This window comes from Pseudonocardia yunnanensis (assembly GCF_039534065.1).
In the GTDB taxonomy this organism is placed as follows: domain Bacteria; phylum Actinomycetota; class Actinomycetes; order Mycobacteriales; family Pseudonocardiaceae; genus Pseudonocardia; species Pseudonocardia yunnanensis.
In genome coordinates, this window is the sequence record NZ_BAAAUS010000023.1 from 339,881 (window position 1) to 366,053 (window position 26,173).

Below are 26,173 nucleotides of genomic sequence, written 5' to 3' on the forward strand. Positions count from 1 at the left end.
CGATTCTGACGAGCGCGGCTACCGTCCTCGCACACGATGGGGTGATGCGAGCGGGGGCGCATGGACGGACAGGCTGCGCGCGACCAGCAGTGGTGGCGCGATGCGGTGATCTACGAGATCTATCCCCGCAGCTTCGCCGACGGCGACGGCGACGGAGTCGGCGACCTGGCAGGCGTCCGGTCCCGCCTCGGCTACCTGCGCGATCTCGGGGTCGATGCCATCTGGTTCACACCCTGGTACCTCTCGCCGATGGCCGACGGCGGCTACGACGTCACCGACTACCGCACGATCGACCCTGCGTTCGGCACGCTCGCCGGGGCGGAGGAGCTGATCAGGGACGCGCTGGCCGTCGGCATCCGCACGATCGTCGACATCGTTCCGAACCACGTGTCCGACCAGCACCCCTGGTTCCAGGCTGCGCTGGCGGCAGCGCCGGGCTCGCCCGAGCGAGCCCGTTTCTGGTTTCGTCCCGGCCGCGGCCCGGGTGGCGGCGAGATGCCGACGCGCTGGCCGTCCATGTTCGCAGGCGACACCTGGACCCGCACCAAGAACGCCGACGGCACCGCGGGCGAGTGGTACCTGCACCTGTTCAGCGCGGGGCAGCCGGACCTGAACTGGAGTCACCCGGACGTCCGTCGCGAGCACGAGGACGTGCTGCGGTTCTGGTTCGACCGCGGCGTCGCGGGCGTGCGGATCGACTCGGCGGCCCTGTTGGTGAAGGACCCGGCGCTGCCGGAGATCCCGGCCGACCCGGGGCCGGGCGAGCACCCCAACACCGACCGCGACGAGCTGCACGAGATCTACCGCGGCTGGCGGCAGATCGCCGACTCGTACCCGGCCGACCACGGCCCCGGTCGCCGGATCCTGGTCGGCGAGATCTGGCTGCCCGACGTCGAGCGGTTCGTGCGCTACCTGCGACCCGACGAGCTGCACACGGCGTTCAACTTCGACTTCCTGGCCCGTCCCTGGGACGCCGCGCAGCTGCGCGAGTCGATCGACGCCACGCTGGCCGCTCACGCGCCGGTGGGAGCGCCCGCCACCTGGGTGCTGTCCAACCACGACGTCACGCGGCCGGTCACGCGCTACGGCCGTGCGGAGTCGGGGTTCTCGTTCGCGGCCAAACGGGCGGGCACACCGACAGACCCCGAGCTGGGTGTCCGGCGCGCGAGGGCGGCCGCGCTGCTGTCCGCGGCGCTGCCCGGATCGCTCTACATCTATCAGGGCGACGAGCTCGGCCTGCCCGAGTTCGAGCAGCTCGACGACGAGCTGCGCCAGGACCCGATGTATCTGCGCTCCGGCGGCCGTGACCCTGGCCGGGAGGGCTGCCGGGTTCCGCTGCCATGGCAGGGCGACCGGCCCCCGTTCGGATTCTCCCCGCCCGCGACCCAGGCCACGTGGCTGCCGCAGCCGGCGGAATGGGCGGCGCTGACCGTCGAGGCACAGGAGGCCGACCCCGGCTCGATGCTCGCGCTGTACCGGGCCGCCCTGCGGATTCGCCGCGACGAACCCGGACTGGGGGACGGCCCGATGGAGTGGCTGCCCTCCGCCGACGGAGTGCTCGCGTTCCGGCGCGGCCCGTCGTTCACCTGCGTCGTGAACCTCTCGCCCGGGCCGGTGGCGCTCCCCGGGCACACCGCGGTGCTGCTGTCGAGCGCACCGCTGCCGAACGGCGAGCTACCCACCGACACGGCCGCCTGGCTGCGTAACGAGAGGGAGTGACGATGAGGTCCATCCGGAAGACCGCGACCGTGGCATCGGCGGCGCTGGTCGTCGCATGCCTCCTGGCCGCATGCAGTGGCTCCACCGACGATACGAGTGCCGATGGGAAGACGGCGATCTCGGTCGTCAGCCTCAAGCCCGGCAGCGAGCAGGCCGCCTTCGATGCCTTCGAGAACCAGGTGAGGCAGTTCGAGGCCGCAAACCCGGACATCGACGTGACCAGCCAGGAGTACGAGTGGACGGGCCCCACGTTCACCGCGCAGCTCGCCGGGGGCACCTTGCCCACCGTCTTCACGGTGCCCTTCACCGACGGCAGCGCGCTGATCGAGCGCGGCCAGCTCGCCGATCTCACCCAGTACGTCCAGGGCTTCGGCTACGCCGACAAGTTCAACGAGACCGTGCTGCGGTCCGGGCAGAGCGCCGACGGCGGGATCTTCGGCGTGCCGACGGCCGCCTACGGCGTCGGCCTGCACTACAACCGCACCCTCTTCACCCAGGCCGGGCTCGACCCGGACAAGCCCCCGACCACGTGGGACGAGGTGCGCAGCTACGCCAAGCATATCGCCGACCGCACGGGGCAGGCCGGCTACGCGCAGATGACCGAGGAGAACACCGGCGGCTGGATGCTGACCTCGCTCACCTACGCCCTCGGCGGCCGGATGCAGGTGGCCAACGGCGACAAGGTGGAGGCCACGATCGACAACCCGGCCGCGCGCGAGGCGCTCACCCGGCTGCGTGAGATGCGCTGGCAGGACAACTCGATGGGGAGCAACTTCCTCTACGACTGGGGGAGCATCAACCAGGAGTTCGCCGCGGGCCGGATCGGCATGATCATGGGTGGGTCGGACATCTACGAGTCGCTCGTGCAGCAGAACAACATCAACCCGGCCGACTACGGGCTCTCGGTGCTGCCGCTCGCGCCGGGCAGCTCCGCCGGGCTGCTCGGCGGCGGCACGCTGGCCGCGGTGAACGTCAAGGCCACGCCGGAGCAGCAGGCCGCCGCGGCGAAGTGGATCGACTTCTACTACATGGCCAAGTACCTGAAGCAGGACGCCGCGGTGCTCGACGCGAAGACGCTGGCCGAGAGCGACCAGCCGGTCGGACTGCCGGAGCTGCCGGTCTTCGACCGAGCGACGCTCGACCAGTACAACGAGTGGATCAAGCAGTACGTCAACGTGCCGCTCGACCATATGCGCTTCTTCTCCGACGGGATCTTCGACCAGGACCTCGCCGGTGAGCCCACGGCGCGCACCCAGGAGATGTACGCCGTGCTGGACTCCGTCGTACAGGCCGTGCTCACCGACCAGGGCGCCGACATCGACGCGCTGCTCCGCACGGCCGACTCCGACGTCCAGGCGATCATCGACCGAGGCTGAGCATGCGCACCTGGGTCCGGCGCGGTGGCCTGAGCACGCTGGTCTTCCTGCTGCCGCTGCTGGTGATCTTCGGCGTGTTCTCGTGGCTGCCGATCGTCCGGGCAGCGGTCATGAGCGTGCAGCAGACCAACCTGGTCACCGCGCCGGAGTTCGTGGGGCCGGCGAACTTCGAGTCGGTGCTGGGCGATCCGCTGTTCTGGACCGCGGTGCAGAACACCGGGATGTTCGCGCTCATCGCGCTCGTGTTCGGCTACCCGCTCCCGCTGGTGCTGGCCGTGCTGATGAGCGAGGTGCGCCGGTATCGCGGGCTGTTCAGCGCCATCGCCTACCTGCCGGTGGTGGTGCCGCCCGTGGTGGCCGTGCTCATGTGGAAGTTCTTCTACGACGCCCGCCCCGACGGGGTGTTCAACACCATCCTCGGCTGGGTGGGTCTGGGCCCGTACCAGTGGCTGCAGTCGGCCACCACCGCGATGCCGTCCCTCGTGCTCGAGGCCACGTGGGCGGCGGCGGGCGGCACGGTGATCATCTACCTTGCCGCGCTGATCGGGGTGCCGGCTGAGCTGTACGACGCCGCTGACGTCGACGGTGCGTCGATCTGGCGGAAGATCTGGCACATCACGCTGCCGCAACTGCGCGGGGTGCTGCTGGTCACCCTGATCCTGCAGATCATCGGCACCTCGCAGGTGTTCCTCGAGCCCTTCCTGTTCACCGGGGGCGGGCCGGCGAACTCGACGCTCACGGTGCTGCTGCTGATCTACGACTACGCCTTCGGCTCCAGCCTCGGCGGCGACTACGGGGCGGCCACCGCACTGAGTCTGATGCTCGCGGTGTTCCTGGCTGCGCTGTCCGCCCTCTACTTCTGGCTAACCCGATCCTGGAGCACGTCATGAGCACGCCGACCAGCACGCGGCCCGCGGTCCCGAGCGGCCCGCGGCCCGTCGCTGCCGAAGCCGCTCCCCGCCGGCGCGTCCGGTGGCCTGCCCGGGGGGCGCTGCGAGGCTCGGACGAGCAGCCGCCGCGCGGGATCGTCTCGGAAGCCGAGCGCCGGACGCCCTCCGTGCGGGTCGCGCTGGGGGTCGTCCACACGGTGGTTCTGGTGCTGCTGCTGGTGATCGGGCTCGGGCCGATCCTGTGGCTGGTCAAGGCCTCGATCAGCACCACTCAGGACACCCTCCGCAGCCCGATGGCGCTGTTCCCCAGCGGAGTGGACTGGGCGAACCTGGCCACCGCGTGGTCGCGGGTGCACATCGACCTGCACGTCGCCAACAGCCTGATCATCGCCTCGGGCTCATGGTTCGTGCAGCTGGTCGTCGCCACCACCGCCGGCTACGCGCTCTCGATCCTGCGTCCCCGGTACGGGCCGGTGCTGTACTGGCTGGTGCTCAGCACGCTGTTCGTTCCCGCGGTCGTGCTGCTCGTGCCGCTCTACCTGACCGTGCTCGAACCACCGCTGCTCGGCGTCTCGCTGATCAACACGTTCTGGGCGGTGTGGCTACCTGCCGGCGCGAACGCCTTCAACGTGCTGCTCACGAAGCGGTTCTTCGACAATCTGCCGCGGGAGATCTTCGACGCGGCCAGGATCGACGGGGCTGGTCCGTACCGGGTCTTCTGGTCGGTGTTGCTGCCGATGTCCCGCCCGATACTCGGCGTGGTGTCGGTGTTCGCCTTCATCTCGGCCTGGAAGGACTTCCTCTGGCCGCTGCTCGTGCTGCCCGACCCGGACATCCAGCCGCTCTCCGTGCGGTTGCCCACACTGGCGCGCTCGACCGAGCTGGACGTGCTGCTCGCGGCGCTGACGATCTCGGCGCTGATCCCGATGGTGTTGTTCCTGGTGTTCCAGCGGACGTTCCTGCGTAGCGCAGGCCTCAGCGGGGCGCTCAAGGGATAGCGCGATCGCCCCGCGAAGGACGCCTCGACACGGTTCGTGGCGATCAGCGGAAGAAGAAGCGTGACCGCTGGGGCCGTCGACGTGCGTTGCGCCTGTCCCACAGGTCGCTGCAGGAGCGGCAGGGCTCGCCGTCAGGGGCACACATCGGAGCAGCAGCGACCATGTGGCCGCAGACTGCCGAGTAGTAGCCGCTGTCGTGGGCCACGCCCTGAGTGAGTTCGCTGTCCGGCACGGCGTGCGCGCGCCCGTCGGTGACACAGGTGACCGAGACGGTCGTCGCCATCGACAACACGCCGACTGCCGTCGGCTGGTGTGATCTGTTCACGGCCCCCCGTCCGCCCACAGTTGCGTCCGCATGTGCCCGAGAGCACGTCGTCCAAGATCAGTTTGCACCGTAACGCTTGCATTCGCAAGAGTGTCTGCAACAGCATCTGCAAAGCTGTCTGCAACAGCATCTGCAAGTGCATCTGCAACGCACACTCCCCGGGTGGAAGCGCTGGGGAGGGCCGAACCGGTCGGAGGGTCGGACATGCATCACCACGACGGGAGCAGCGTCGCTGCTGATCTCCTCGGCTCCGTCGCCTGGCGGAAGAGCCAGGCCAGCAACCCCAACGGCGACTGCGTCGAGCTCGCCCATCTCGACTGCGGCTCCATCGCTGTCCGCAACTCGCGCGACCCGCGAGGCCCCGCGCTCCTCTACACGCGGGCGGAGATCGCGGCCTTCATCCGAGGAGCCAAGGACGGGGAGTTCGACGACCTCATAGCGTGATCAACAGGAGATGGACCGTGAGCAACAAGGACGGTCTATGCTCGTCGATCACGGAAGGCCGGATCAGGCAGTTTCGTCGTGAAGGGTGAGCTGTGTCAGCAGAGCCGACAGGCCGATCTCCACTGGGTCCGCCCGATCCCATCCAGCAGGGTGGGCCTACCGTTCTGCGCATCGTCCTCGGCACCCACCTGCGGCGGTTGCGCGAGGCCAACGGCATCACGCGCGAGGCCGCAGGCGACGCCATCCGGGCCTCCCACGCCAAGATCAGCCGCTTGGAGCTGGGCCGGGTCGGCTTCAAGGAACGCGACATCGTCGATCTCCTCTCGCTCTACGGCATCACCGAGGCCGGGGAGCGCGAGGAGTACCTGAGCCTGGCCCGGCGGGCCAACTCGCGGGGCTGGTGGCACCAGGACAGCAACCTCCTGCCGAGCTGGTTCGAGACGTACCTCGGACTCGAGCAGGCGGCCAGCGTCATCCGCACCTACCAGGTGCAGTTCGTGCCCGGCCTGCTGCAGAGCGAGGAGTACGCGCGCAGCGTCATCCTGGTCGGCCACCAGGACGAGCCCGCCGACGACATCGACCGGCGGGTGCGGCTGCGGATGAACCGCCAGAAGATGCTCACCGAGCCCGGGGCACCCCAGCTCTGGGCCGTGATCGACGAGGCCGCTCTGAGCCGCCCCTTCGGCTCCCGGCGGGTCATGCACGACCAGATCGAGCACCTGCTCGAGATGACCTCGCTGCCGAACGTCACCGTGCAGGTGCTCCCGTTCGAGTTCGGCATCCACGCCGCGGCGGGAGGGCCCTTCACGATTCTCCGGTTCGCCGAGGCCGACCTGCCCGACGTCGTCTACCTCGAGCAGCTCAACAGCGCCATCTACCTCGACAAGCGCCCGGAGGTCGAGGATTACCTCGCCGTCATGGAGCGGGTGAGCGTGCAGGCCGAGACGCCGTCCGAGACGAAGGCGATCCTGCGGAAGAAGCTCCTCGACGACTGAGTCGGCTCAGCCCGGCTTCCGGGCCAGACCGGCGGCGAGCAGGGTGTGCACGGCGCTGTCGATGGGCGTGAGCTTGTCGGCGTGCCAGTCGTTGCAATACACGAGGCCGGGCTCGAGCATCTCGAGCCCCTCGAACATGCGGTGCATGTCTTCCCACGTGCGGAAGCGTCCTGTTCCCAGGCCGCCTTCGAGAAAGGCCTTTTCGAGCGCCTTCGCGCGATCCTCGTCGTCGTCGAGGAAGTGGCTTATCAACATGTGTGAGCCGGGGGAGAGCCGTTCCCGGATCGCCTCCACTGCCGGATAGACGTCGTCGTCGGTCAGGTGGTGCAGGACGCTCGCCGCGATGACCGCGAGCGGCTCGTCGAAGTCGATGAGTTCGGCGACGGCGGGATCGTCGAAGATCGACTCCGCGACGCGGGCGTCGGCCGCGATTACGGTGCTGGTGTTCTCCCGGCTGAGCAGGGCTCGTCCGTGGACGATCACGACCGGGTCGTTGTCGACGTAGACCACGCGGATGTTGCGGTCGATACGGTGCGCGATCTCATGGACGTTGCCGACGGTGGGCAGACCCGAGCCGATGTCGATGATCTGCCGGATTCCGACGTCACGCACGAGGTAGGGCACCGCCCGGCGCAGGAGGTTGCGGTTGTCCTTCGCGAGCTGGCCGGCCTTCGGATCCACCGCGTACATCGCATCGGTGGCCCGCCGGTCGATCTCGAAGTGGTCCTTGCCACCGAGGATGTAGTCGTACACGCGCGCGATCGAAGCCTTGGTCCGATCTATCTCCGGCACGCTGTACGGGCTCGCGTTGCCGGTTCTGCCCGCCCGGCCAGCCATCACGGTTCTCCTCCAACGGCGGCATCGTCGACAACCTCATGTCAATCGCGATGATCGCATCGGGGAGTCTAGCGATCTGCATACACGACCGTGACGAAGCCTCGCATACCGGAATCACCGCTCGCGGCCGTCCTGAAGTGCTGTGGCCAGCGGGAATGCTGAGACTTCGGAGAAAAGCGGGGCGGGCGTTCTCCCGTCGGTGTCGCCGGTACGGCACAGCAGTGCCGGCGCCGTGGCGATGACCGTGAGCGCGAGCGCCGTGGCGAACACCAGCAGACCGACCTGCGGGGTGCTGTAGCGCATCAGCAGACCCAAACCGATCACCGGGATCGTCAGGCCGAGATAGCCGGCAACGAACAGGCCCGCGAGCGCCTCGGCGCGGGCGTTCTCCGGAGCGAGCGTCACGACCGTGCTGAGGGTGCCCCGGAACAGGATGCCTCCACCCAGTCCGGTGACGACCCCGCCGATGAGGAAGCCGCCGAGACTCGGCGTGGGCAGCCACACCGCGGCCACCAGCAGCGCCAGCCCGACCAGGAGGATCGGGATCCCCGTGGTCAGGAGGCGGCGCACGCCGATCATCGAGGTGGCCAGCTGCGCGGCGACCGCGGAGGTGAAGACCACGAACGTCACGGCGCCGGCAAGGGCGACCGACGGGTGGTGGAGCGGTCCGGACAGGTAGCTGGGCGCGACGGAAGTGAACAGGCCGAACGCGGCGAAGACGACGAACATGCCGGTCGCTGCCGCCAGGTAGCGACCGCGGACGTGGTGGGGCACCGACACGCGCTGGGGTCGGTACCGGGCTCGCGGCGACATCGGAGCCCGGGTCTCCGGCGCGGCCAGCACGAGCAGCAGCCCGACCACCAGCACGATCACGAACACGAGGTACGGGACGGTCAACGGATGGCCCGCCCACTGGGCCAGGGCACCGGACAGCAACGTCCCGACGCCGAAACCCCACATGTTCGACGCGGTGCCGACCACCTGGGCGCGGCGGTTCGTCGCCCGGGGACGGTGAGCGGCGTGGAGCTCGCCCAGCCACGCTGTCGCCGTGGAGGTGAAGGCACCGATCCCGAGTCCGGTCAGGGACCGCGCGACGATCAGCCCGGGCAGTGATGGCCAGAAGAGGAAGATCACCGCTGCCGCGATCTCGAGGAGCAGCGCCGGCACGAGCACACGCCGGCGGCCGTGCGAGTCGGACAGGTGCCCGGCGAGTACGAGACTGACCACCGCGCACACGGAGTAGGCGGCATAGACGATCGTCACGACCAACGCCGAGAAGTCGTCCCGCTCACGGTAGAGCGTGTAGAGCGGGCCCGGGACCGTCGAGAACGCGATGACCGTCAGGAACACAACGGCGATGGACCAGAAGCCGAAGCCGTAGCGGTGACCAGGAGACATGCCTCCAGCGTGCGATCGCTCGGCCATCCACCGCGACGAAGCAACGCGCTGGTTCGCATCGCGAATCGAGATGCCCTCGCCGGGGCGCGGAACTCCGGTGCCTCGGTGCGGCGGCCGTGGCGTCGTCGGCCGCGGTCCGCCGCAGGCAGGAGCCGAGCGCGCCTGTCAGACCGTGATGAGCTCGGTGGCCTGCAGGCCGAGCTCGTCGAGCAGGGCCCGCACCTCGTCGACGTAGACGGGGTTCATCAGCAGCACCGTTCGCGGCGGTGCCGACACGAGATCACGCGGCGCGACGATGGGGAGTCCCAGCCCGCCGATGTAGTGGTGCTGCAGGCCCGGGTTGATGTCGACCACCGCGGACACCGCGTCGGCGTGCTCGCGCAGCATGTTGAGGAACGTGAGGCCCTTGGCCCCACCACCCCAGACCACGACGGTGTCGCCCGCGGCGCGGCGGTCGTCGAGCCACGAACCCCAGTGGGTGATCCGCCCGATCGTGTGCGTGGCGAAGCCCTCGCAGAGCTGGTGCAGCCGGTCCAGCTCGGCGGCCGTCCCAGGTTCGCCGGTGGTGTCGCCGTGTGCGGGCGCGGCCTCGGCCACCACGTACTGGTCGGTGTAGGTGGTGCGCACGTCGAGCACGTCGAACCCCAGCCGGCCCAGGTAGCCGCCCAGGGTGGCGGGGGTGAAGTAGGAGCAGTGTTCGTACTGCAGGTCCCAGAACGCGCCATCGGTGAGGATGCGGCCGAGGTCGGGCACCTCGGCCAGCAGCACGGGAACGCCGGCGGACCGCATCCCGCGGAGGATGTCCGCTCCGAACACGGCGAGCTCGGGGATGTGCTCGAGCGTGTGCCGGCAGACGACCGCGGCGGTGCCGGGCTCCACCATCTCGGGGGAGTAGAAGGCAGGCATCGCGCGCAGCCGCTGCGCGAGGTCGGCGGGAACGCGCTCGGGGCCGAAGTGCGGGTCGATCCCGGTGACGCTCCCGACCCCGGCACGGAGCAACTCGGCGGCGAAGTCGCCTGCGCCGCAGCCGATCTCGACGACGTGCTGGTCACGTAGCTCGTGGCGCTTCACCCACTGCTCGCTCAGCTCGGCGGCGTACGCCGCGAAGCGGGGGGACAGGTGCTGGGACTCCTCGTGCTCACCGGTGTAGTCCAGCTTCGACATGTCGAAGGCCCGGTTGAACACGACGCCGCACGTGCCGCAGAGGGCGAGCTCCTGGTCCCCGGTGGTGACGGCGCGGGCCTCGGCCGCGGTGGCGAACACCGCGGTGCCGTGCACCGGCAGCTCCGTCAACCGGATGAACGCGGGTGGTGCCGGGGCGGAACACGAGGGGCAGGCGGCCAGCTCACCGCCGTTCGTGGCCCCGTCCGGAATCGGGGAGACGCTCAGATCGAGCATTTTCACCTCTAGGTGCTGATCGGCAGCCTTCGCGCCGCAGACTAGTGGTGGTCACCTTCATCCCCGGAAGTGGTAACCGTCGTAGTCTGTCCGGAACCGGCGGTCTCCCACCTTGAGCAGCACGTCCTGCAGCGAGAAGGTGCTGTCGAGCACCTGCCTGATCTCTTCGAGGAGGGCGCGGATCTCGCGCACGCGCTCTTCGGGACGTTCGTGCTCCAGGTACCGGACGACCTCGCGGTAGACGGGCTCGTCCCAGCGCTGCAGCGTCGACACCGCCCCTCGCTCGAGCATCGACCGCACGGCGTCGAGCTCGTCGAACGCCGCGTCGTCGTGGCCGTGCTCCTGGAGCCGGGCCAGCTGCTCCGCCGACGGTTCGGCCATCGGGAACCCGCCCCGCGACATGACGGTCAACAGGCTGTCGAGCGCATTGGCCTTGCCGCGCAGCAGCGGCGCGAGCCGGGCGATCGATCCGGGAGCGAGGATGTTCAGCTGCGCGCTCAGCCGGTTCATCGTCGAGCCGATCCGGCCGAGCGTGAAACGTTGTTGCTGCACGACATCACGGATCCACGTGCCGGCGGTGAGGGCGTACGGATCGTTTCCGTGTTCCAGGTGCTGCGCCATTCTGCCGACGTATGCCCGCAGGTTCTGGACGATGTCCTCTGCGCAGAGCATCGCCTCGTTGAGCTGGGCGTACAGCATGAACAGCTCGGCGCCCATCTCGTTCAGCCGCCGTTGCCGCGCCGCGGAACCCGCCGCGGGCAGCGCTCTGGTCACGGTCTCGATGAGCACCTTCAGCAGTTCGAGCACGCCACCGCCGCCCCGTCTACCGGGCGAAGTCGTCGAGAGCGCCGAGCAGCCGGTCGCTCATCGTCCCGCTGCCCTTGTGGCCGGAGTCGCTGATCGCGTGCAACTGCGCGTCCGGCCATGCCTTGGCGAGTGCCCATGCGGTGTCGAGCGGCCCACTGAGATCGAGACGCCCGTGGATCAGGACTCCGGGGATTCCGGCGAGCCGCCCGGCGTCACGCAACACGGCGCCCTCCTCCAGCCACGCGCCGTTGGAGAAGTAGTGCGAGCAGATGCGGACGAGGGCGAGCAAGTCGGCCGACGGGCGGTCGCTGAACGAGGTCAACGTGCCGTTCGGTTCCAGGGAGAGGACGGCGTCCTCCCATGCGCTCCAGTCGAGGGCGGCCTTCTCCCGGACGAGTGGGTCCGGGTGCTCCAGCAGACGCGCGTAGGCCGCGAGCAGGTCGCCGCCGCGGTCGGCCTCGGGCACACCGTCCCGGAACCGTTCCCACTCCTCGGGGAAGAAGCTCCCGACCCCGCGGTAGAGCCAGTCGATCTCCGAACGCCGCGTGGTGGTGACGCTGACGAGCACGATCTCCGACACCCGGTGCGGGTACCGCTCGGCGTACGCGAGGACCAGCGTGCTTCCCCACGAACCCCCGCAGAGCAGCCAGCGGTCGATGCCGAGGTGCTCGCGCAGCCGTTCCATGTCGGCGATCAGATGGTCCGTGGTGTTGACCGACATGTCGGTGGCCGGGTCGCTCGCGTGCGGGAGACTGCGCCCGCACCCGCGCTGGTCGAACAGCACGGCGCGGTACCGGGCGGGGTCGAAGTTCTTGCGTGCGTTGGCGGTGGAACCGCCGCCCGGGCCACCATGCACCCACAGTGCCGGCTTGCCCTCCGGATTGCCGCAGCTCTCCCAGTACACGAGGTTGTCGTCGCCGACGTCGAGCATCCCGTGGTCGTACGGTTCGATCGGTGGGTACGGCTCGGCCATGATCGTCCCTTCTGTCGGCCGTACCGTACGACGCCCCGCCGGCTCCGTCGGATCCACCCGAATGCCGCAGGAAGTCGCGGCCGAGGAACGGGTTGGCTCGGTGCCCGCGCTGCTGCGTCCGACACACCGGGTGACGCCCCGCAGATTCGGACCACCCACCTGAATCGGGTGTCGTCAATAGTGAGGAGTCGTGGCTAGAGTCGCCCTGACCTGCACAAACGGGCTGATGAGGAGGGTTCATGACGGGAGTCGCAGGGTCATCGACTCTGGCGGAGCTACTGATGTCGCGCTCGTTGAGCGACCCGGAGCTACAGCGTGCGACCGAGGCCGTCGAGGATCACGCCATCCTGCCCGACGTCAGCGTGCTCAAGATCGGTGGCCAGAGCCTCATCGATCGGGGACGTGCAGCGGTGTTCCCCGTCGTCGACCAGCTCGTGGAAGCCAAGCGGACCCACAAGCTGCTGATCGGCACCGGCGGCGGCACGCGGGCCCGGCACGTCTACGCGCTGGCCGCGGAGCTGGGCATGCCGACCGGCGTGCTGAGCGAGGTCGGAGCCGCGGTCGCCGGCCAGAACGCGCAGATGCTCGGCTATCTGATGGCGAAACACGGCGTGCCGACGGTCGGTCCGTCGGCGTTCGGCGTGCTCCCGCTGCAGGTGGCGGAGTCGGGAGCGGCGATCTTCTCGGGCATGCCGCCCTACGACCTGTGGCAGCGGGTGCCGGGTGAGGGCGTGATCCCGCCCTACCGGACCGACGCCGGCTGCTATCTGGTGGCGGAGACCTACGGCTGCAAGCAGATGATCTTCGTCAAGGACGAGGACGGGCTCTTCAGCGCCAACCCCAAGAACGACGCGTCCGCCACGTTCATCCCGAGGGCCACGGTCGACGAGCTGATCGCGATGGACCTCCCCGACCTGGTCATCGAGCGTCCGGTGCTGGAGCTGATGCGACACGCCCGGCACGTGCGCGAGGTCCAGATCGTCAACGGCCTGCGGCCCGGGCTGGTCCGCCGCGCGCTCGACGGCGAGCACGTCGGTTCGATCATCACCGCCGCATGACACCCACGGAGCACCCCATGACCAAGCCAGGCGCCACATCGGCTGAGCCGGTCGCGGCCAAGGACGTCCCCTCGCTGTTGATGCGTCAGACCCTGCTGGACCGCGAGCTGGTGCGGCCGGTCGAGGGGCCGGTGATCCGGGTGCTGCCCTGGTTGCGGGTGGTGGCCATCGGCGGCTCCACGATCATGGACAGGGGCCGCGAAGCCGTGATCCCGCTCGTGGGGGAGCTGCGCGCGGCACTTGCCGAGCACCGGATGCTGATCCTGACGGGCGCGGGGGTCCGGGCGCGGCACATCCTCGGTGTGGGTCTGGATCTCGGAATGCCCACCGGTGTGCTCGGCGGCCTGGCAGCCACCGAGGCCGAGCAGAACGCGCACCTGCTCGCCGCCCTCCTGGCGGCCGACGGTGTCTCCTATCTGCCGCACGGCACGGTCGCCAACCAACTGGCCACGCACCTGTCCGCGAGCCGGGCCGTGGTGGCCAACGCCTACCCGCCCTACGGGGTGCACGAGTTCCCGCCGCCGGTGGGCAAGATCCCGCCGCACCGCAGCGATGCGGGTGCGTTCCTGCTGGCCGACGCCTACGGAGTTGCGCAGCTCGTCTACGTCAAGGACGTCGACGGGGTGCCGGGCGGTGCAGCAGGGGGGACCAACGGGTTCGGCACGAGGATCGCCGTCGGTGAGCTACTCGGCCGAGATCGAGCGGAACTGCCCGTCGACCCGCTCGTGCTGGAGCTGATGACGCGCGCCAAGCACGTGCGGGAGATCCAGGTCGTCAACGGGCTCGTTCCCGGGAACCTGACGCTCGCGCTCGCCGGCAAGAACGTCGGGACGGTCATACACGCTGACTGAGCTCGCCCTCGACCGGCTTCGTCCTGCGCGGCCACATCTTCGAGCCGACCACTCCGCCGATCGCTGCGGCGGCGACCGAGAGCCCGAGGCCGAGCGCTGCCCAGCCCGCTGCATTCCGTGCGGACCTGAGCACCAGCACGGGGTCGATGACGATGCCCTGCTGCTGGGCGCCCAGGAGGGTGGCCAGCGGCCCGAGCACCGAGCTGCCGCCGATCAGGGCGAGGACGAGGATCCCGAGCATGCTCAACGCCCAGACGAGCACGCCGTGCAGCAGGCCGTCGCCGGTGCCCCGCCACGCGGTGGAAGCGCTGGCGAGCAGGCCTCCGATGAAGAAGGAGACCAGCGCCAGCACGCCGCTGACGATGCCGCCCGTGGTGTTGCCGCCGTAGCCGGGGCCGAGCACGCCCACGGCGAAGAAGAAGAGCTGGAGCACGACGAACACCGCCAGCGCGACGATGACGCCCGCCCATACCGGGCCCCAGCGCACGCGGTCGCGTCCCAACGGCACGTCGGTCGCACTGCTGACCGCTGCGTGGCGGCCTGCAGGCGGCCCCTGTTCCGCGCCGGCGTCGGGTGCGTAGCCGGCGCCACCCGCGGGGGTTCTCTGCCCCTGCGCCGCCCCACCGGGCGTCATGGCCTCGCTCGGAGGTCGCTGCTGCGGTATCCCGGGAGTTGCGGGCGGGGAACCGACATCGGTTCTCGAGGTGCCGGTCTCGTCCGGTGTGGCCATGTCGATCTCCTGCTCTTCCGACGAACGGGAACCACCCGTTCTGCGGCTGAGGACAATTGATTCGGACTTTGGCGCAGGTTGAGCAAGGTTAGAACCGGCAGTTCGGGCCCGCAACCGGCGGGCGGGCATACCCGGAAAAGGTCGAACAAAACCCGATCAAGAAACGTCGGTGGCGGCCGCCGAGAGAGCCCTGGGCGGCGGTTGACAAACCGGGATCGGCATTGCCATTTCCGCGCTTGATCGGCAGATTGCTTGCTCGGTTACGCGGGGGCCGGTGCGTGCAGAAGCGGGTTTCGCGTGATTCGTACGGTTCTGAGCGAGGACACCACGCTCAGCGCCCGTGGAAGTCGAGGCTCCCCAGACGCCACGCGCTGCTCAGCCATCCCTCGACCGCCTTCGCCAGCGGCGCGTCCAGCTCGGCCCGGTCCGCACGGACCCAGCAGCGCACTGCCGTGTCGAAGCCGGGCGTCCGGGAGGGATAGATGTAGACGCACCCGATCACCTCACCGTCCCCGGGGTCGAGGACGGTGTAGGTGAACCCGGTGCGTTGAGCGAAGTCGCGCGCGTGGCCTTGCAGGTCGGCGAGGTTCGCCTCCAGCGTCATGCCGGAGAGCGGAGGCCACTCCCCGTATGGGAACCCCGGGGTCGCCCGGATGTGGTCGATGCTGCTGGTCCAGGCGGCGTGGTCCGACTCGTTGTGCTCCGGACCGAGCGGCTCCAGCCGAAACCGCTCGGTGAGCAGGCCCGTCGGGACGGCGAAGCCATCGGGGACGAGCTGATCTGTCACGCGTCAGACCTTAGCCTCCACGAACTGCTTCCCACCCGTGTTCTGCACGACCACACCGGCCACGTCGTCGGGGGCGATCAACGCCGATCCGTCGAGCGTGGTGCCGCCGGTGGAGCCCTGCTCCGAGACGAGCCAGCCGCCCGCCGTCTCTCGGGTGCCGTCCTTGGCCACCACCACGAGTTGGCAACGTTGCCCTGCGGGAATGCCCGTGACCGCCGCGCTGACACGGACCCAGCCGGCCGCAGGCACGATGGCCGCGGTCAACCGGGCGCCTGTGGACGGGTCGGTAGCGCTCGCGTAGCGGGTGCCGGGGGTGGCAGGCGCGGCCGTGGTGGAGCCAGGAGCCGGACCAGAGGCGATGTTCTGCCCGTTCTCACTCAGGGTCACCCGGCCGACGAGAACGCCCCCGACGAGCGCTACGGCCGCCACAGCCGCGGCGGCCGCGGCGGCCAGGTATCGTCGCCTGCCCTCGACTTGGGAGGACTCTGCTCTCACCTGCCGCAGAGTCCGTTGCAGGAGCAGGTCCGCGTCCTCAGGCGGCCCGTCCAACAGCACTTCGGGGGGCACGTCCGCCAGCAGCTGCTGGAGCTCGCGAAGCACGTCGACCTCCTCCCTGCATTCGGAACAGGTGCCGAGGTGCTCCTCGACGACCTTCTTCTCCTCAGGGCTCAGTTCGTCCGCGACGTAGGAATCGATGTCTGCATGGTCACGTGCCGCGCTCATCAGGCAGCTCCTTCCATCCCTACTCGGCGTTCGGGAAACATCTGGCGCAATGCCCGCAGCGCGTAGTGCGACCGGGACTTCACGGTGCCGGGCGGGATACCTAGCTCCTTGGCGGTTTCATCGACCGAGCGCCCCTGCAGATAGACCTGCTCGAGCACCTCGCGATGCTCGGCGGACAGGCGGCCCAGCACATCGAGCACAACCATGGTGTCGACCACGCGGTCCGCGTGATCTCGCTCGACCGGGACGTTGGTCGGCGACTCCGGCACTTCGGTGGGTCGTGCGTTTCGGGCTCGGATCCGGTCGGTGACGATGTTGCGGACCACGGTGAGCAGCCAGCCGCGAACCGAACCTTTCCCGTTCACGAGCGAGTCCGGATGCCGCCACGCTCTCACGAGTGCCTCCTGGACGACGTCCTCAGCGGCGGCGCGGTCACTGGTCAGCCTCGTCGCGTAGGCGAGCATCGCTTTTCCGTGCTCCTCGAACAGGGAGCGCACGAGGGCTTCGTCGGCGCCACCTGACCGACGCGTCGTTCTCATCCCGACCACGCACGTTTCCCTTTCCCCGCGCCCCCCGAAGTGGGAGCTCCACCGGCCGAGCCGGCGGTAACCACGACGTATCCCCGTAGGCACAGGCGCCCTGGCTGTTCGACGAGGTTCGGGCCCGGGCGGGCGGTACACACCGCTACGGCCGCCCTCACGGGCGGTGGGTCGGCACCGAATGCCGACTGCGGCGTGAACACCGTCATCTACCGAAACCCTCACCTTCGACAACCTGAGCCGGGAGCGCCGGCCACCCAGGACACGTCGCTGGGGTCGGTGAGGTTCACTGGATCTTCGCGAAATCGTCGGCGGCTTTCTCGACGTACTGCCTGGCGGAGCGGAACGCCCTCGACCACCGCCGGAGCGGCGATGTGCCGTACGGCGGCAACGCCGTCGGGAGAACAGGCAGGACATGACCACCTCGCTTGTGCGGGGACGAGCTTCAGATCGACTTCCGCACACCACACGGCTCGTTCGGAGCGCGGGTTCAGGACCGGATGATCTGATCCACGTTTTCCCGACCGAAGGGCGTGGCACGTTCCGGCTGCCGCAACCCGGAGCGGGCGGCGGACTCGCCGGTCTCGTGATCCGCGGGGGTTCGACCTGCTTATCGCCGTTCCGGCGCAAACAGCATCGCTGCGGGTTGCGGGTTCACCACGGGACCTGGCGACCGGGGCGCGCGGGAGAGTCGCGGAGCTGCGCCGCCGCGTGGCGTGGGATGGATCACTAGTCGAACCACCTGGCCTTCAGTTCCGTGTGCTAGCGCGTACGGGTCGGAGCGACCGGCCCGCAAACCTCCCCGGAGAGAAGATCCTTATGGCGCTCCGCTCCCTCGCCCGCCAGGCCGTCATCGTTGCTGCCGGCCTTGCCGCCCTCGCCGCCTGCGGCACCCCGGCGCCCCCGATTCCGGTCGCCGCCCCGCCCGCGGCGGTCGCGCCGGCCCCGTCGGCCGAGCAGCAGGCGCCTGCCGACGGGTCGCAGTTCGGTCAGGTCATCGCGACCGAGGCGCCCCAGGTGGTGCGCACCCAGGGCAAGGTCGACATCTACGGTGGGGCCTCCACGACCCAGATCACGCTGTCCCCTGACCACGCCTCGAACAAGATCCAGCTGCAAGCGGTGGTCAACGCCCAGATCGGCACGTACGTCAGCGACAACGACGGCATGACGCTGTACCGCTTCGACAAGGACACGGCGAAGCCGTCGAAGTCCAACTGCCAGGGCGACTGCGCGGTGACCTGGCCGCCGCTGCTGGTCAAGTCCCCCGGGCAGATCTACAACGTCGGCGTCGACGCGTCCACGGTCGGCTACGTCGAGCGCCCCGACGGCACCTGCCAGGTGACGATCGCCGGGTGGCCGGTGTACTACTTCTCGAAGGACCAGCAGCCCGGCGACATCAAGGGCCAGGGCGTCGGCAACACGTGGTTCGCGATCAACCCGAAGGGCGGCAAGACCGGCGCCGTGCAGCAGTCCTCCTCGCAACAGTCCAACGGTGGACCCCAGCCGGCAGCCCCGGGGCAGTCGTCCGGAAACGACCAGTCGAGCAACGGGCAGAGCTCGAGTGGTAGCTCCGGCTACTGACCGGTCCGGGACGGCAGCAAGCTTCTGATCAACTCCGGGTGCGCACTCACGACGTGCACTGGCGCCCGGAGTTGATGCATTCCGCCACCGTTGTCATGAGCTCATCCGGCATGACGTTGATGAACCCGGCGTGGTCGGTGATCGGGTTGCGCAGCTCCTCCGGGAAGGAGTCGACGGCGTACCGGGCGCCCGACGGCACCGCGTAGGCGAGCTCGATGTGCAGCTGCGGCACGGGGAACGTCGCGCCCGGGCATGCGCCGCCGGCGTCGGGGTAGACGAGGTGGGACTTGTGGTTCGGGCTGTCGAGGGTCTTGCCGTTCCAGCAGCTCGGGAAATCGAAGATGCGGATCACCTGCTGGCCTTCGTCGCAGAGCGGGTACTGCCGGGTGATGCGTGTGCGATCGCCGGAACAGCTCCATTGCACGTGCTCGGCGCCGGCCCCCCCTTCCGTGACGGCGTGCGGGTTGCCCGTGAACGCGTCGAGGAAGCGCGGCATCGCCACGACGTTGCTCACCGGGCTTCCACGGAACTCGATCAGTACCGACTGCGGAACCTGGATCCAGAGGTTGCCACCGTGTCCCGAGTTGCCCTGGCCGGCTGATCCGCCCGGTGCCAGCAACACCGGCCAGAAGTACGTGGAGCGGTCGCCGTCCGCACAGGTGGTGTCGGCCGCCGCAAGGCTCGCGTCGGTGGAGAAGGCGTTCGTGGAGACGTTGCCCACGTAGTCGTGCGCGTGGTGGGCGCCGCCGGTCACCCCCGGCGAGATGATGATGTTGTCGGAGTTGTGGATGCCCCGCTCGTTGCGCCCGCAGTCCTCGCGGAACGTGCCGGTCGAGCTGCCGTTCTCCGGCGCCACCGCCGGTGCCGCGACCGAGACGTCCGCGATCGGCACGAAGTCGGTCGCAGCAGGACCCGTGTGGTCGCCGCGGTCGCCGCAGGCGACCAGAGCTGCCCACAGGGCCACAACGACTGCGATGACCACATATCCGACCCACACAGAACGCACGGGCCGGCCCCCAAAACCGGTCACCTGATTCCTTCTCCTGCCCCCTGTGCCGGGCGATTTGGCCGACACCGCGCGCGAGTCTAAGTACGGACGGAGCACCGGGTCGGCCGACCCCGGATTTTGTTGCGAGGGTAATAAGTGGCCGTGACCACGTTTGGTGGCTCCTGGGTCCGGCGGTCGAACTCGGACCGCGCTTCGGCCGCGCAGCGTGGCGGTCGGAATGCGCTGCGTGATTGGCCCGATAAGCCTGTGCGCCTCGTTGAAACGTTTCGGCTTCGATCCGAGCGGCAGATCATGATCATCGACGAGTTGTCGCCGACTTCGCGGCAGACATCAGGACGGTGTCGGCATGGGGTCGTGGGGGAGGGTCAGGTACCGATGCCGGAGAACTCTGCGGCGAGGTCGCGGTGCTTGACCGCAGCCAGGCGTGCTTGTGCGCTGCTGACGTTCATCCCCGGCATGAGGCTGAGGCGTTCGAACTGCTCGGCGTAGTGCAGGTGTTGCCGGTGAGCGTGTTCGCGGCACGCCAGGCAGGTGACCCGACGTGGATGCGAGGATCGCTCTCGCTCATCGGTAACCCCCCATCGGCACGATACGGGCATAGACGGCCGAACCTGGTCATGGTCCCGTCGACTGCGCGACTTAGTCGGTTTCCATGACGATCACTGTCAATGACTACAATTACCGAAGTACGTTCAGTCGATTCGGGGTTCCGGGTTGACATCGGCCGGTCCCTCCGCGCCATGGTCCCGGCATCACCAGGAACAGATTGCTGCTGGATGTGCCTCCGCTGGTGGAGAGGACGGTGTGCGCGATGAGCGACGGTTCGGCGACGGTGTCGCCACGTGGTGGTGGTCGTCCGTGGCGGGTGCCGATGGTTGCGAGGGACACCGGTGAGCGCCATCGGGCGGCGACGCCGCTGGAGCTGTTGTTCGACCTCACCTTCGTCGTCGCGGTCGCTGCGGCCGCGGCGCAACTCGCACACGCGATCGTGGAGGATCACGCGGCGCAAGGGCTGCTCGGCTATCTGATGGTGTTCTTCGCGATCTGGTGGGCGTGGATGAACTTCACCTGGTTCGCCTCCGCCTACGACTCCGACGACACGCCGTACCGGCTGGTGACGCTGCTGCAGATGGGCGGAGTGCTCGTGCTCGCCGCGGGTGTCTCCGCGGCGCTGAACGAGCAGAACTGGACCGCTGTGACCGCAGGCTACGTGATCATGCGCGTGGCGATGGTGGTGCAGTGGCTGCGCGCAGCACACGACGACCCCGCCCACCGGGTGACGGCGTGCCGCTACGCCGCGGGCATCGCCGTGGTGCAGGTCGGATGGATCGCCCGGCTGGCGTTACCGGAGGCGGCCGGCTTCGTCGGGTTCTTCGTCCTGGTCGCCGCGGAGCTGGCCGTGCCCGTTTGGGCCGAACGGCGTATCGGCATCACCTGGCATCCGGACCACATCGCCGAGCGCCACGGGTTGTTCACGCTCATCGTGCTCGGCGAGAGTGTGCTCGCGGCCTCCCGCGCGCTCGCGCCCGCGGCGCAGGCGGGCGTCGACTTCGGCACCGTGTTCGTAGGGGGCGGAGGCCTGATTCTGCTCTTCGGCTGCTGGTGGCTGTACTTCGTGGCTTCTGCCGGCCAAGGGCTCGCCCGGCATCGGGAGCGCGCGTTCTGGTGGAGCTATGGCCACTACGGCATCTTCGCCGCGCTCGCGGCGCTCGGCGCCGGCTTGGAGGTGGTGGCCGAGATGCTCGTCCATCCCATCGCCGCCCCCGACGGGTTGGTGGGGTTCGCGGTTGCCGTACCTGTATGTGTGTTCCTGCTGCTCACGTGGACGCTGCACTCGCCGCTCGACCCTGCGCTCGGCCGCAAGCTCGGTTACATCCTCGCCGCCTGCGCTGTGCTCATCGGTATCGCGGCCGCAACCACGGTCGGGCTCACGTTGCCCTGGGCCGTCCTGGCGATGTGTGTTCCCGTCGGTGCTCTCGTCGCGCTGCGGGTGATGGCAGACCACCGCAACGCATGGGCCGGCGCCTGAACGGCCGGGCACGAACCCAGGCCGGCGCATCGAACGTCAAGCGCGTGGAGTCGCGGTCGACCCCGGGCTCACGATCAGGATTCAGGCCGCGTGCGTGAGGCAGATCTGCGATCGGGCTGAACGAATGGGGTGAAACGTTCAGATGGGCAGTGCCCGGCGATCGCTAGTGGGCCTGTTGCCGGCGCTGGTGATCGGTGACGTCGATCAGTGCCGCCTTGAACATCGTGAAGGTGTCGCGGCCGATACGACGCGCATGGCGTTCCTGAATCGACGACATGATCTTGTCGGCCGCACGCGCCTGCGCCAGTCCGCGCGCCGTGGGACAGACCAGCTTGGCTCTGCGGTCGGCGGGATCGGGCTTGCGCTCGACGTAGCCGAGAGCCTCGAGTTCGTCGATCACGGTGCCGATGACCTGCTTGTGCTGGCCTGAGAGCCGGGCCAACTCCGTGGCGCGCACACCCTGTTCGTCGAGGTAGGCGAGAACAGCGCCGTGGCGTGGGTGCAGGTCGTCGAAGCCTTCCTTGGCGAGAGAAGTGAAGAGTTCGTTCTGCACCGCGAAGAGCAGACGCCCGGCAAGGACTCCGAGATCAGGGTCGGTCTCGTTCCGTCTCGCTCGGGTGACCAACTGCTGCTCCTTGCTCCGTTCAGGGGCGATCACTGCCACCCGTCGTCGCGAGTTTAGTAGGTACGTCGCTAATGGGCGGGCGAGCAGGCGAATTCCTCCGCCGGTCGTGGCCGGGAACGGCGACAGCGACCGAGGGCACCAACCGCCTCGGCCCGGAAAGCGCGGCCAGTTGTCACAGATCCGCGGGGCGTCCTGTCCTAGTTGGAGCCGGTGACTCCGGAGCACCGCCCGAACAGCTGGGAGCACTCATGTCCGTCGACCACCTCTCCCATCACGTCGAGGATCCGGACGCGACGACGCCCCCGCCGTTCGAAGAACTCGGCCTCGGCGGCGTCGAGGGCCCGGAAGGCGCCGCCCGAGGCAGCGACCATCCGCCGACCGAGGCGCCCGGGAGCGTCACATCAGGGGGTCATTTACCCATAAGGCCTGATCCGGGCGCCGCCCAGGCATACGCTCCGCACGTGAGCAGCGCTCCGTCGCACCACCACGGAAGCCGTGTGGCCGCCCGCGACCACTGCCTCAGCCTGGTACGCGCAGTGGACCGGCCCACCGGGGCGGCCCGGTACGGGCGCATGTTCCCGGGCCTGGACCCGTTGGGCACCGACCCGCAGCTGCTGATGCGCGCGGGCAGCGACGGCGGGATCTGCGACGCCGCCGCGGTCCTGGACCAGCTGGCCCCCGACGGCGACGACGCCACCGAGGCCGCCGGGTGGCCGTTCTTCGGCCAGCTGATCGCCCACGACATCACCGCCGACCGTTCGCCCATCACGGGCGGCGTCGGTCCCGAGGAGCTGCGCAACGCCCGCTCCCCCAAGCTCAACCTGGAGATCGTCTACTCGGACGGTCCGATCGGCTCGCCCTACTTGTTCGATCACAACGACCCGGCGAAGTTCCTGCTCGGTCCGGACGGCGGCGACGTGCCGCGCAACCAGCAGGGCGTGGCCCTGATCGGTGACCCCCGCAACGACGTGCATCTGTTCTCGCTGAGCCTGCACGTCGCCCTGCTGCACGCGCACAATCGCATCGTCGACTGGTTGCGGGAGAACGGGGTGCCCGAGGCCGACGTCTTCGACAGGGCGCGGATCACCCTCACCTGGCATTACCAGTGGATCGTGGTCCACGACTTCCTGCCTCGGCTCGTCGGGGCGAGCCTGGTGGAACAAGTGCTTGCCGGGGGCTGCCGGTGGTTCGCGCCGCCGTCCCTGGAGGCGTACATCCCGCTCGAGTTCGCCGACGCGGCCTTCCGCTACGGCCACGGCCAGATCCGGCACGCCTACCGCCTCGTCGACGACGGTCCCGCGTTGCCGCTCTTTCCCGACCTGGTCGGGTTCGGTCCGCTGCCCGCCGACCGGCGCCTGGATCTCACGCAGGTCTTCGATGTGCCCGGCCGCCCGCCCGCGCAGCGCGCCAAACGCATCGACGGCCGGCTCGCGGCCAGCCTCATCGGACTGCCCGAGCAGGTCACCGGCGCGGTCGACACCGCCGCCTACCGCTCGCTGGCGGTACGCGACCTGCTGCGCGGCGAGACCACCGGGCTGCCCAGCGGTGAGACGGTAGCCCGGCTCCTCGGCGTGGAGCCGTTGACCGACGACGAGCTGGGGCAGTCCTGGCCGCACGGCACTCCGCTGTGGTTCTACATCCTCAAGGAGGCCGAGCACCGCGGCGCCGGCGATCGGCTCGGCCCGGTCGGCGGACGGATCGTGGCGGAGGTCCTGATCGGGTTGTTGCGGGCCGACCCGGCGAGTTACCTGAGCCTGGAACCGGACTGGGAGCCGGTCCTGCCCGTCACCGGATCGGGCTTCGGCATGGCAGACCTGCTCACCTTCGGCATCCACCGCGACCAGCCGGCCCGCCGGCCGTGACCGCCGGCTGCAGCGTCAGGACGCGGTAGGCGTCTCGACCGGAGGAACCGAGGGGCAGCCCGTCCGGATGCTGTCCATGATCGGCTTGGCTGCCTGCTCGACACCGCTGACCGAGGCGGTCAGTGCGCCGAGTTTGGCCGACACGCTGTTCTGGTCGCTGAGTCCGGAGGTCGTGACCTGCAGCGTCTCGATCGCCTGGTTCAGGTTGTCCACCTGCGGGCCGAACTGTTCCTTGGCCTCGTTCGCAAGGTTGCGCCCGGCAGACCCGAGGTTCTGCAGAGCCGCCTTGACACCCTCCGTCCCGACCTTGGTGGCGTCGAGTTGCACGATGGCGTTGGCCGCGGTCTGGAACTGCGCCGCTGCTGCACACAGCGACGCGGAGTAGGTCGCGGGGGGAGCAGCAGTGGCCGGGGTGGTGGCCGGCGGCGCTGCCGGGGGCGGGGCGCCGCCGGAAGCGCACCCCGCAACTGCGACGCACGCGAGCACAGCCACCATGGCCCAGCGGGCGAGGATGCGCCCGCTCGATCCTGGCGTGCGGGTGCTGTCGGCGTGGTACATGGCGCCTCCCGGGATCGGCCGGACGGTCCGGCGTTGGCGTCGCGGCTCCTCGATGGGGAACTTCCCCGTTGGGATGCTCTACCGCTCCGCCCGCCGGGGACCCGCCCACCAAGGGTGAAAGCACGCTGGGAGTGCCGGCGGGTCGCCGCGCACACTGCCGGACTCGACGGCGGCTCGTCCCGGCCGGCGCCCGGAAGCCCGCTACGACCAAGGCGAGGAATCCGCTGTCAGGTTCGCCGAGCCCCTTGCGGTGAAAGGCGATAGACCGACACGTGGGATCGGGACTCGGCCGTGAACTCCGACCCGGCCCAGTCGGCGTGCCGCGATTGCAGCTCGAAGCCGGCGAACTGGGCCATGAGGTCGAGCTCGGCGGGCCAGATGTAGCGGTGCGGGGTGCGGAACAGCTCCGCTTGCCGGCCGTCGGAGAACCGGAAGTGGTGCGACACGACGTGCTGGTTCACGACGTCGTAGGTGTCGAGCCCTATGTAGCCGGGTTCGCTGTGGTAGACCGTCGCCTGCCGGCCCGGCGGGAGCACGCGCAACTCGGGAACCCAGAGCTCGATCACGAACCTGCCACCGGGCGTCAGGTGGCGGGCCGCATTGCGGAAGCAGGCCACCTGTTCGGCTTGTGTGAGCAGATTCGCGATCGTGTTGAACACGAGGTAGACCAGCGTGTACGAGCCGGGGGCGAGTGCCGTGGCCATGTCACCGACGACCACCGGGATGGTCGCCTCGTCCACCTTCGTTCGCAGCCGGTCGATCATCGGGCGGGATAGCTCGATGCCGGTGACGGGCACTCCTCGTTCGGCGAGCGGCACGGCCACACGGCCGGTTCCGATCGCGAACTCCAGTGCCCGCCCACCATCGGAGAGCTCGGCGAGCCGGTCCACGGTCGGCCCCAAGACCTCGGCGGCGAACATTCCGGTGCCCGGCGTGTCATAACGCTGAGCGGCTTCGACGTCCCAGATGTCCTCCTGTCGCACGGTGCCCACGATGACGACGGGGATACAGGTCGTCCACGGAATTTCCGGCCGTCCCAGCGTTCGCCGGGAAGAGCCGCCACTAAAGCGGGGGAGGGCCGAGAGTCTGCACTCCGTAGCGCGCGGCTATTCCGCCGAGCACAGACGGATCCTGCTGCTCGTCCTCGGACAACTGGGCGATCTCGTCGAACATCTGCTCGAACCCCGCCGGCGCGATCACGACCAGCAGCTTGAGGTCGCCGCCCGGCTGTCGCGCAAATGTGTGCGGGACTCCTCGGGGGCCGAGAACGAAGCTTCCCGCCTCAGCCTCGAACTCGGCATCGCCCACCCAGACCCGCGCGCGACCTTCCAGTACGTAGAACGCCTCGTCCTCACGATCGTGCTGGTGCAGCGGCGGACCAGCGCCGGTGACGTGCACCTCCACCAGCGCCCAGGCGCCCCCCGTGTCGGCGCCGACGGCTTTGTTGATGCGAACGTTGCCCATCGCATCAACGCGCCGACCCTCGCCTGGCTTCAGGGCGACCATTCCGGGTGCGAACGACATTGCTGCGCCTCCCGCCGTCGGGGGAGCCATGGTCTCAGCGGCCGCGCACTCACGCTCGCCCTGCGGCTCGTGTGGACCCCGCCGACCGCGACGACCCACGCGCACGAGCTCCGATGAGTTTGTCCGTTCAGTCCGGT

Annotated in this window: 27 protein-coding genes; 11 read left to right on the forward strand and 16 right to left on the reverse strand. The window is 69.2% G+C overall.

Annotated elements, in window-relative coordinates:
- The first annotated feature begins 60 nt into the window (after positions 1-60).
- From ABD743_RS21400 to ABD743_RS21415, 4 genes are read left to right on the forward strand one after another with little or no spacing between them, the layout of a single operon-like run.
- Positions 61-1,719, forward strand: coding sequence for a glycoside hydrolase family 13 protein (locus ABD743_RS21400; protein WP_344723901.1), 1,659 nt, complete (start codon positions 61-63; stop codon positions 1,717-1,719).
- 2 nt (positions 1,720-1,721) lie between these two features.
- Positions 1,722-3,095, forward strand: a complete 1,374-nt coding sequence (locus tag ABD743_RS21405; protein ID WP_344723902.1) for an ABC transporter substrate-binding protein — start codon at positions 1,722-1,724, stop codon at positions 3,093-3,095.
- Between the two features lie 2 nt (positions 3,096-3,097).
- Positions 3,098-3,985, forward strand: coding sequence for a carbohydrate ABC transporter permease (locus ABD743_RS21410; RefSeq protein WP_344723903.1), 888 nt, complete (start codon positions 3,098-3,100; stop codon positions 3,983-3,985).
- Positions 3,982-4,983 (forward strand): carbohydrate ABC transporter permease, encoded by a 1,002-nt coding sequence (locus ABD743_RS21415; protein ID WP_344723904.1) that lies wholly within the window; start codon positions 3,982-3,984, stop codon positions 4,981-4,983. The genes ABD743_RS21410 and ABD743_RS21415 overlap by 4 nt, the downstream gene beginning before the upstream one ends.
- A gap of 43 nt (positions 4,984-5,026) precedes the next feature.
- Here ABD743_RS21415 and ABD743_RS21420 read toward each other — a convergent pair whose 3' ends face one another.
- Positions 5,027-5,266, reverse strand: coding sequence for a hypothetical protein (locus ABD743_RS21420; RefSeq protein WP_241038627.1), 240 nt, complete (start codon positions 5,264-5,266; stop codon positions 5,027-5,029).
- A gap of 246 nt (positions 5,267-5,512) precedes the next feature.
- Between ABD743_RS21420 and ABD743_RS21425 the strand changes: the two genes are divergently transcribed.
- Together ABD743_RS21425 and ABD743_RS21430 are read left to right on the forward strand one after the other, a co-directional pair.
- Positions 5,513-5,752 carry a DUF397 domain-containing protein gene (locus ABD743_RS21425; RefSeq protein ID WP_344723905.1) on the forward strand — a complete coding sequence of 80 codons (240 nt, stop codon included), beginning with the start codon at positions 5,513-5,515 and terminating at the stop codon, positions 5,750-5,752.
- Between the two features lie 92 nt (positions 5,753-5,844).
- Entirely contained in the window at positions 5,845-6,747 is a 903-nt protein-coding gene (locus ABD743_RS21430) for a helix-turn-helix domain-containing protein (RefSeq protein WP_344723906.1), read from the forward strand.
- A 6-nt stretch (positions 6,748-6,753) separates the two neighbouring features.
- On the opposite strand, the gene ABD743_RS21435 is transcribed toward ABD743_RS21430, so the two are convergent.
- From ABD743_RS21435 to pip, 5 genes are all read right to left on the reverse strand, one after another.
- Positions 6,754-7,584, reverse strand: coding sequence for an SAM-dependent methyltransferase (locus ABD743_RS21435; protein WP_344723908.1), 831 nt, complete (start codon positions 7,582-7,584; stop codon positions 6,754-6,756).
- 114 nt (positions 7,585-7,698) lie between these two features.
- Complete coding sequence (locus tag ABD743_RS21440) at positions 7,699-8,982, reverse strand: MFS transporter (RefSeq protein WP_344723909.1); 1,284 nt, start codon at positions 8,980-8,982, stop codon at positions 7,699-7,701.
- Between the two features lie 165 nt (positions 8,983-9,147).
- The gene (locus ABD743_RS21445; protein ID WP_344723910.1) at positions 9,148-10,380 is read right to left on the reverse strand and encodes a class I SAM-dependent methyltransferase; all 1,233 of its coding nucleotides are present in this window, start codon (positions 10,378-10,380) and stop codon (positions 9,148-9,150) included.
- Between the two features lie 57 nt (positions 10,381-10,437).
- Positions 10,438-11,187, reverse strand: a complete 750-nt coding sequence (locus ABD743_RS21450) for a hypothetical protein (protein WP_344723911.1) — start codon at positions 11,185-11,187, stop codon at positions 10,438-10,440.
- Positions 11,188-11,203: 16 nt separating this feature from the next.
- Positions 11,204-12,160, reverse strand: a complete 957-nt coding sequence (gene pip, locus ABD743_RS21455; RefSeq protein WP_344723912.1) for a prolyl aminopeptidase — start codon at positions 12,158-12,160, stop codon at positions 11,204-11,206.
- A 239-nt stretch (positions 12,161-12,399) separates the two neighbouring features.
- Between pip and ABD743_RS21460 the strand changes: the two genes are divergently transcribed.
- Both ABD743_RS21460 and ABD743_RS21465 read left to right on the forward strand, forming a co-directional pair.
- Positions 12,400-13,218, forward strand: coding sequence for an amino acid kinase family protein (locus ABD743_RS21460; RefSeq protein ID WP_344723913.1), 819 nt, complete (start codon positions 12,400-12,402; stop codon positions 13,216-13,218).
- A 17-nt stretch (positions 13,219-13,235) separates the two neighbouring features.
- On the forward strand, positions 13,236-14,069 hold the full coding sequence (locus ABD743_RS21465) for an amino acid kinase family protein (RefSeq protein WP_344723914.1): 834 nt from the start codon (positions 13,236-13,238) through the stop codon (positions 14,067-14,069).
- On the opposite strand, the gene ABD743_RS21470 is transcribed toward ABD743_RS21465, so the two are convergent.
- The 4 genes from ABD743_RS21470 to ABD743_RS21485 all read right to left on the reverse strand — a co-directional run bounded on the left by ABD743_RS21470 (position 14,053) and on the right by ABD743_RS21485 (position 16,848).
- A complete protein-coding gene (locus tag ABD743_RS21470; RefSeq protein WP_344723915.1) occupies positions 14,053-14,799 on the reverse strand; it encodes a hypothetical protein in 747 nt (248 codons plus the stop codon). The two genes, ABD743_RS21465 and ABD743_RS21470, sit on opposite strands and share 17 nt — an antisense overlap.
- A gap of 331 nt (positions 14,800-15,130) precedes the next feature.
- A complete protein-coding gene (locus ABD743_RS21475; protein WP_344723916.1) occupies positions 15,131-15,586 on the reverse strand; it encodes a GNAT family N-acetyltransferase in 456 nt (151 codons plus the stop codon).
- Positions 15,587-15,589: 3 nt separating this feature from the next.
- Complete coding sequence (locus ABD743_RS21480; RefSeq protein ID WP_344723918.1) at positions 15,590-16,309, reverse strand: anti-sigma factor family protein; 720 nt, start codon at positions 16,307-16,309, stop codon at positions 15,590-15,592.
- The gene (locus ABD743_RS21485) at positions 16,309-16,848 is read right to left on the reverse strand and encodes a sigma-70 family RNA polymerase sigma factor (protein WP_344723919.1); all 540 of its coding nucleotides are present in this window, start codon (positions 16,846-16,848) and stop codon (positions 16,309-16,311) included. The genes ABD743_RS21480 and ABD743_RS21485 overlap by 1 nt, the downstream gene beginning before the upstream one ends.
- Positions 16,849-17,667: 819 nt before the next feature.
- Here ABD743_RS21485 and ABD743_RS21490 point away from each other — a divergent pair.
- On the forward strand, positions 17,668-18,429 hold the full coding sequence (locus ABD743_RS21490) for a hypothetical protein (RefSeq protein WP_344723920.1): 762 nt from the start codon (positions 17,668-17,670) through the stop codon (positions 18,427-18,429).
- Positions 18,430-18,475: 46 nt separating this feature from the next.
- On the opposite strand, the gene ABD743_RS21495 is transcribed toward ABD743_RS21490, so the two are convergent.
- Positions 18,476-19,435, reverse strand: coding sequence for a DUF1996 domain-containing protein (locus tag ABD743_RS21495; protein ID WP_344723921.1), 960 nt, complete (start codon positions 19,433-19,435; stop codon positions 18,476-18,478).
- A gap of 814 nt (positions 19,436-20,249) precedes the next feature.
- Between ABD743_RS21495 and ABD743_RS21500 the strand changes: the two genes are divergently transcribed.
- Positions 20,250-21,467 (forward strand): low temperature requirement protein A, encoded by a 1,218-nt coding sequence (locus ABD743_RS21500; protein ID WP_344723922.1) that lies wholly within the window; start codon positions 20,250-20,252, stop codon positions 21,465-21,467.
- A gap of 163 nt (positions 21,468-21,630) precedes the next feature.
- On the opposite strand, the gene ABD743_RS21505 is transcribed toward ABD743_RS21500, so the two are convergent.
- Complete coding sequence (locus ABD743_RS21505) at positions 21,631-22,020, reverse strand: MarR family winged helix-turn-helix transcriptional regulator (RefSeq protein ID WP_344723923.1); 390 nt, start codon at positions 22,018-22,020, stop codon at positions 21,631-21,633.
- Between the two features lie 269 nt (positions 22,021-22,289).
- Positions 22,290-22,463, reverse strand: a complete 174-nt coding sequence (locus ABD743_RS21510) for a hypothetical protein (protein ID WP_344723924.1) — start codon at positions 22,461-22,463, stop codon at positions 22,290-22,292.
- Between the two features lie 90 nt (positions 22,464-22,553).
- On the opposite strand from ABD743_RS21510, the gene ABD743_RS21515 reads away from it, so the two are divergent.
- On the forward strand, positions 22,554-23,954 hold the full coding sequence (locus tag ABD743_RS21515) for a peroxidase family protein (RefSeq protein WP_344723925.1): 1,401 nt from the start codon (positions 22,554-22,556) through the stop codon (positions 23,952-23,954).
- Positions 23,955-23,969: 15 nt separating this feature from the next.
- Here the strand turns inward: ABD743_RS21515 and ABD743_RS21520 are convergent, their stop codons facing one another.
- The 3 genes from ABD743_RS21520 to ABD743_RS21530 form a co-directional block, all read right to left on the reverse strand.
- Positions 23,970-24,512 (reverse strand): hypothetical protein, encoded by a 543-nt coding sequence (locus ABD743_RS21520; RefSeq protein ID WP_344723926.1) that lies wholly within the window; start codon positions 24,510-24,512, stop codon positions 23,970-23,972.
- A gap of 227 nt (positions 24,513-24,739) precedes the next feature.
- Positions 24,740-25,432 (reverse strand): class I SAM-dependent methyltransferase, encoded by a 693-nt coding sequence (locus tag ABD743_RS21525; protein ID WP_379659336.1) that lies wholly within the window; start codon positions 25,430-25,432, stop codon positions 24,740-24,742.
- A gap of 142 nt (positions 25,433-25,574) precedes the next feature.
- A complete protein-coding gene (locus ABD743_RS21530; RefSeq protein WP_344723928.1) occupies positions 25,575-26,036 on the reverse strand; it encodes a cupin domain-containing protein in 462 nt (153 codons plus the stop codon).
- Between the last annotated feature and the right edge of the window lie 137 nt (positions 26,037-26,173).

Coding starts and splice junctions, on each gene's coding strand:
- ABD743_RS21480 (WP_344723918.1), bottom strand. CDS start 16,309: ATGAGCGCGGCACGTGACCATGCAGACATCGATTCCTACGTCGCGGAC.
- ABD743_RS21465 (WP_344723914.1), top strand. CDS start 13,236: ATGACCAAGCCAGGCGCCACATCGGCTGAGCCGGTCGCGGCCAAGGAC.
- ABD743_RS21460 (WP_344723913.1), top strand. CDS start 12,400: ATGACGGGAGTCGCAGGGTCATCGACTCTGGCGGAGCTACTGATGTCG.
- ABD743_RS21500 (WP_344723922.1), top strand. CDS start 20,250: ATGAGCGACGGTTCGGCGACGGTGTCGCCACGTGGTGGTGGTCGTCCG.
- ABD743_RS21445 (WP_344723910.1), bottom strand. CDS start 10,380: ATGCTCGATCTGAGCGTCTCCCCGATTCCGGACGGGGCCACGAACGGC.
- ABD743_RS21400 (WP_344723901.1), top strand. CDS start 61: ATGGACGGACAGGCTGCGCGCGACCAGCAGTGGTGGCGCGATGCGGTG.
- ABD743_RS21425 (WP_344723905.1), top strand. CDS start 5,513: ATGCATCACCACGACGGGAGCAGCGTCGCTGCTGATCTCCTCGGCTCC.
- pip (WP_344723912.1), bottom strand. CDS start 12,160: ATGGCCGAGCCGTACCCACCGATCGAACCGTACGACCACGGGATGCTC.
- ABD743_RS21420 (WP_241038627.1), bottom strand. CDS start 5,266: ATGGCGACGACCGTCTCGGTCACCTGTGTCACCGACGGGCGCGCGCAC.
- ABD743_RS21440 (WP_344723909.1), bottom strand. CDS start 8,982: ATGTCTCCTGGTCACCGCTACGGCTTCGGCTTCTGGTCCATCGCCGTT.
- ABD743_RS21410 (WP_344723903.1), top strand. CDS start 3,098: ATGCGCACCTGGGTCCGGCGCGGTGGCCTGAGCACGCTGGTCTTCCTG.
- ABD743_RS21470 (WP_344723915.1), bottom strand. CDS start 14,799: ATGGCCACACCGGACGAGACCGGCACCTCGAGAACCGATGTCGGTTCC.
- ABD743_RS21525 (WP_379659336.1), bottom strand. CDS start 25,432: ATGTTCGCCGCCGAGGTCTTGGGGCCGACCGTGGACCGGCTCGCCGAG.
- ABD743_RS21415 (WP_344723904.1), top strand. CDS start 3,982: ATGAGCACGCCGACCAGCACGCGGCCCGCGGTCCCGAGCGGCCCGCGG.
- ABD743_RS21490 (WP_344723920.1), top strand. CDS start 17,668: ATGGCGCTCCGCTCCCTCGCCCGCCAGGCCGTCATCGTTGCTGCCGGC.
- ABD743_RS21405 (WP_344723902.1), top strand. CDS start 1,722: ATGAGGTCCATCCGGAAGACCGCGACCGTGGCATCGGCGGCGCTGGTC.
- ABD743_RS21530 (WP_344723928.1), bottom strand. CDS start 26,036: ATGTCGTTCGCACCCGGAATGGTCGCCCTGAAGCCAGGCGAGGGTCGG.
- ABD743_RS21485 (WP_344723919.1), bottom strand. CDS start 16,848: ATGAGAACGACGCGTCGGTCAGGTGGCGCCGACGAAGCCCTCGTGCGC.
- ABD743_RS21435 (WP_344723908.1), bottom strand. CDS start 7,584: ATGGCTGGCCGGGCGGGCAGAACCGGCAACGCGAGCCCGTACAGCGTG.
- ABD743_RS21520 (WP_344723926.1), bottom strand. CDS start 24,512: ATGTACCACGCCGACAGCACCCGCACGCCAGGATCGAGCGGGCGCATC.
- ABD743_RS21510 (WP_344723924.1), bottom strand. CDS start 22,463: ATGGTCGCTGCCTCGGGCGGCGCCTTCCGGGCCCTCGACGCCGCCGAG.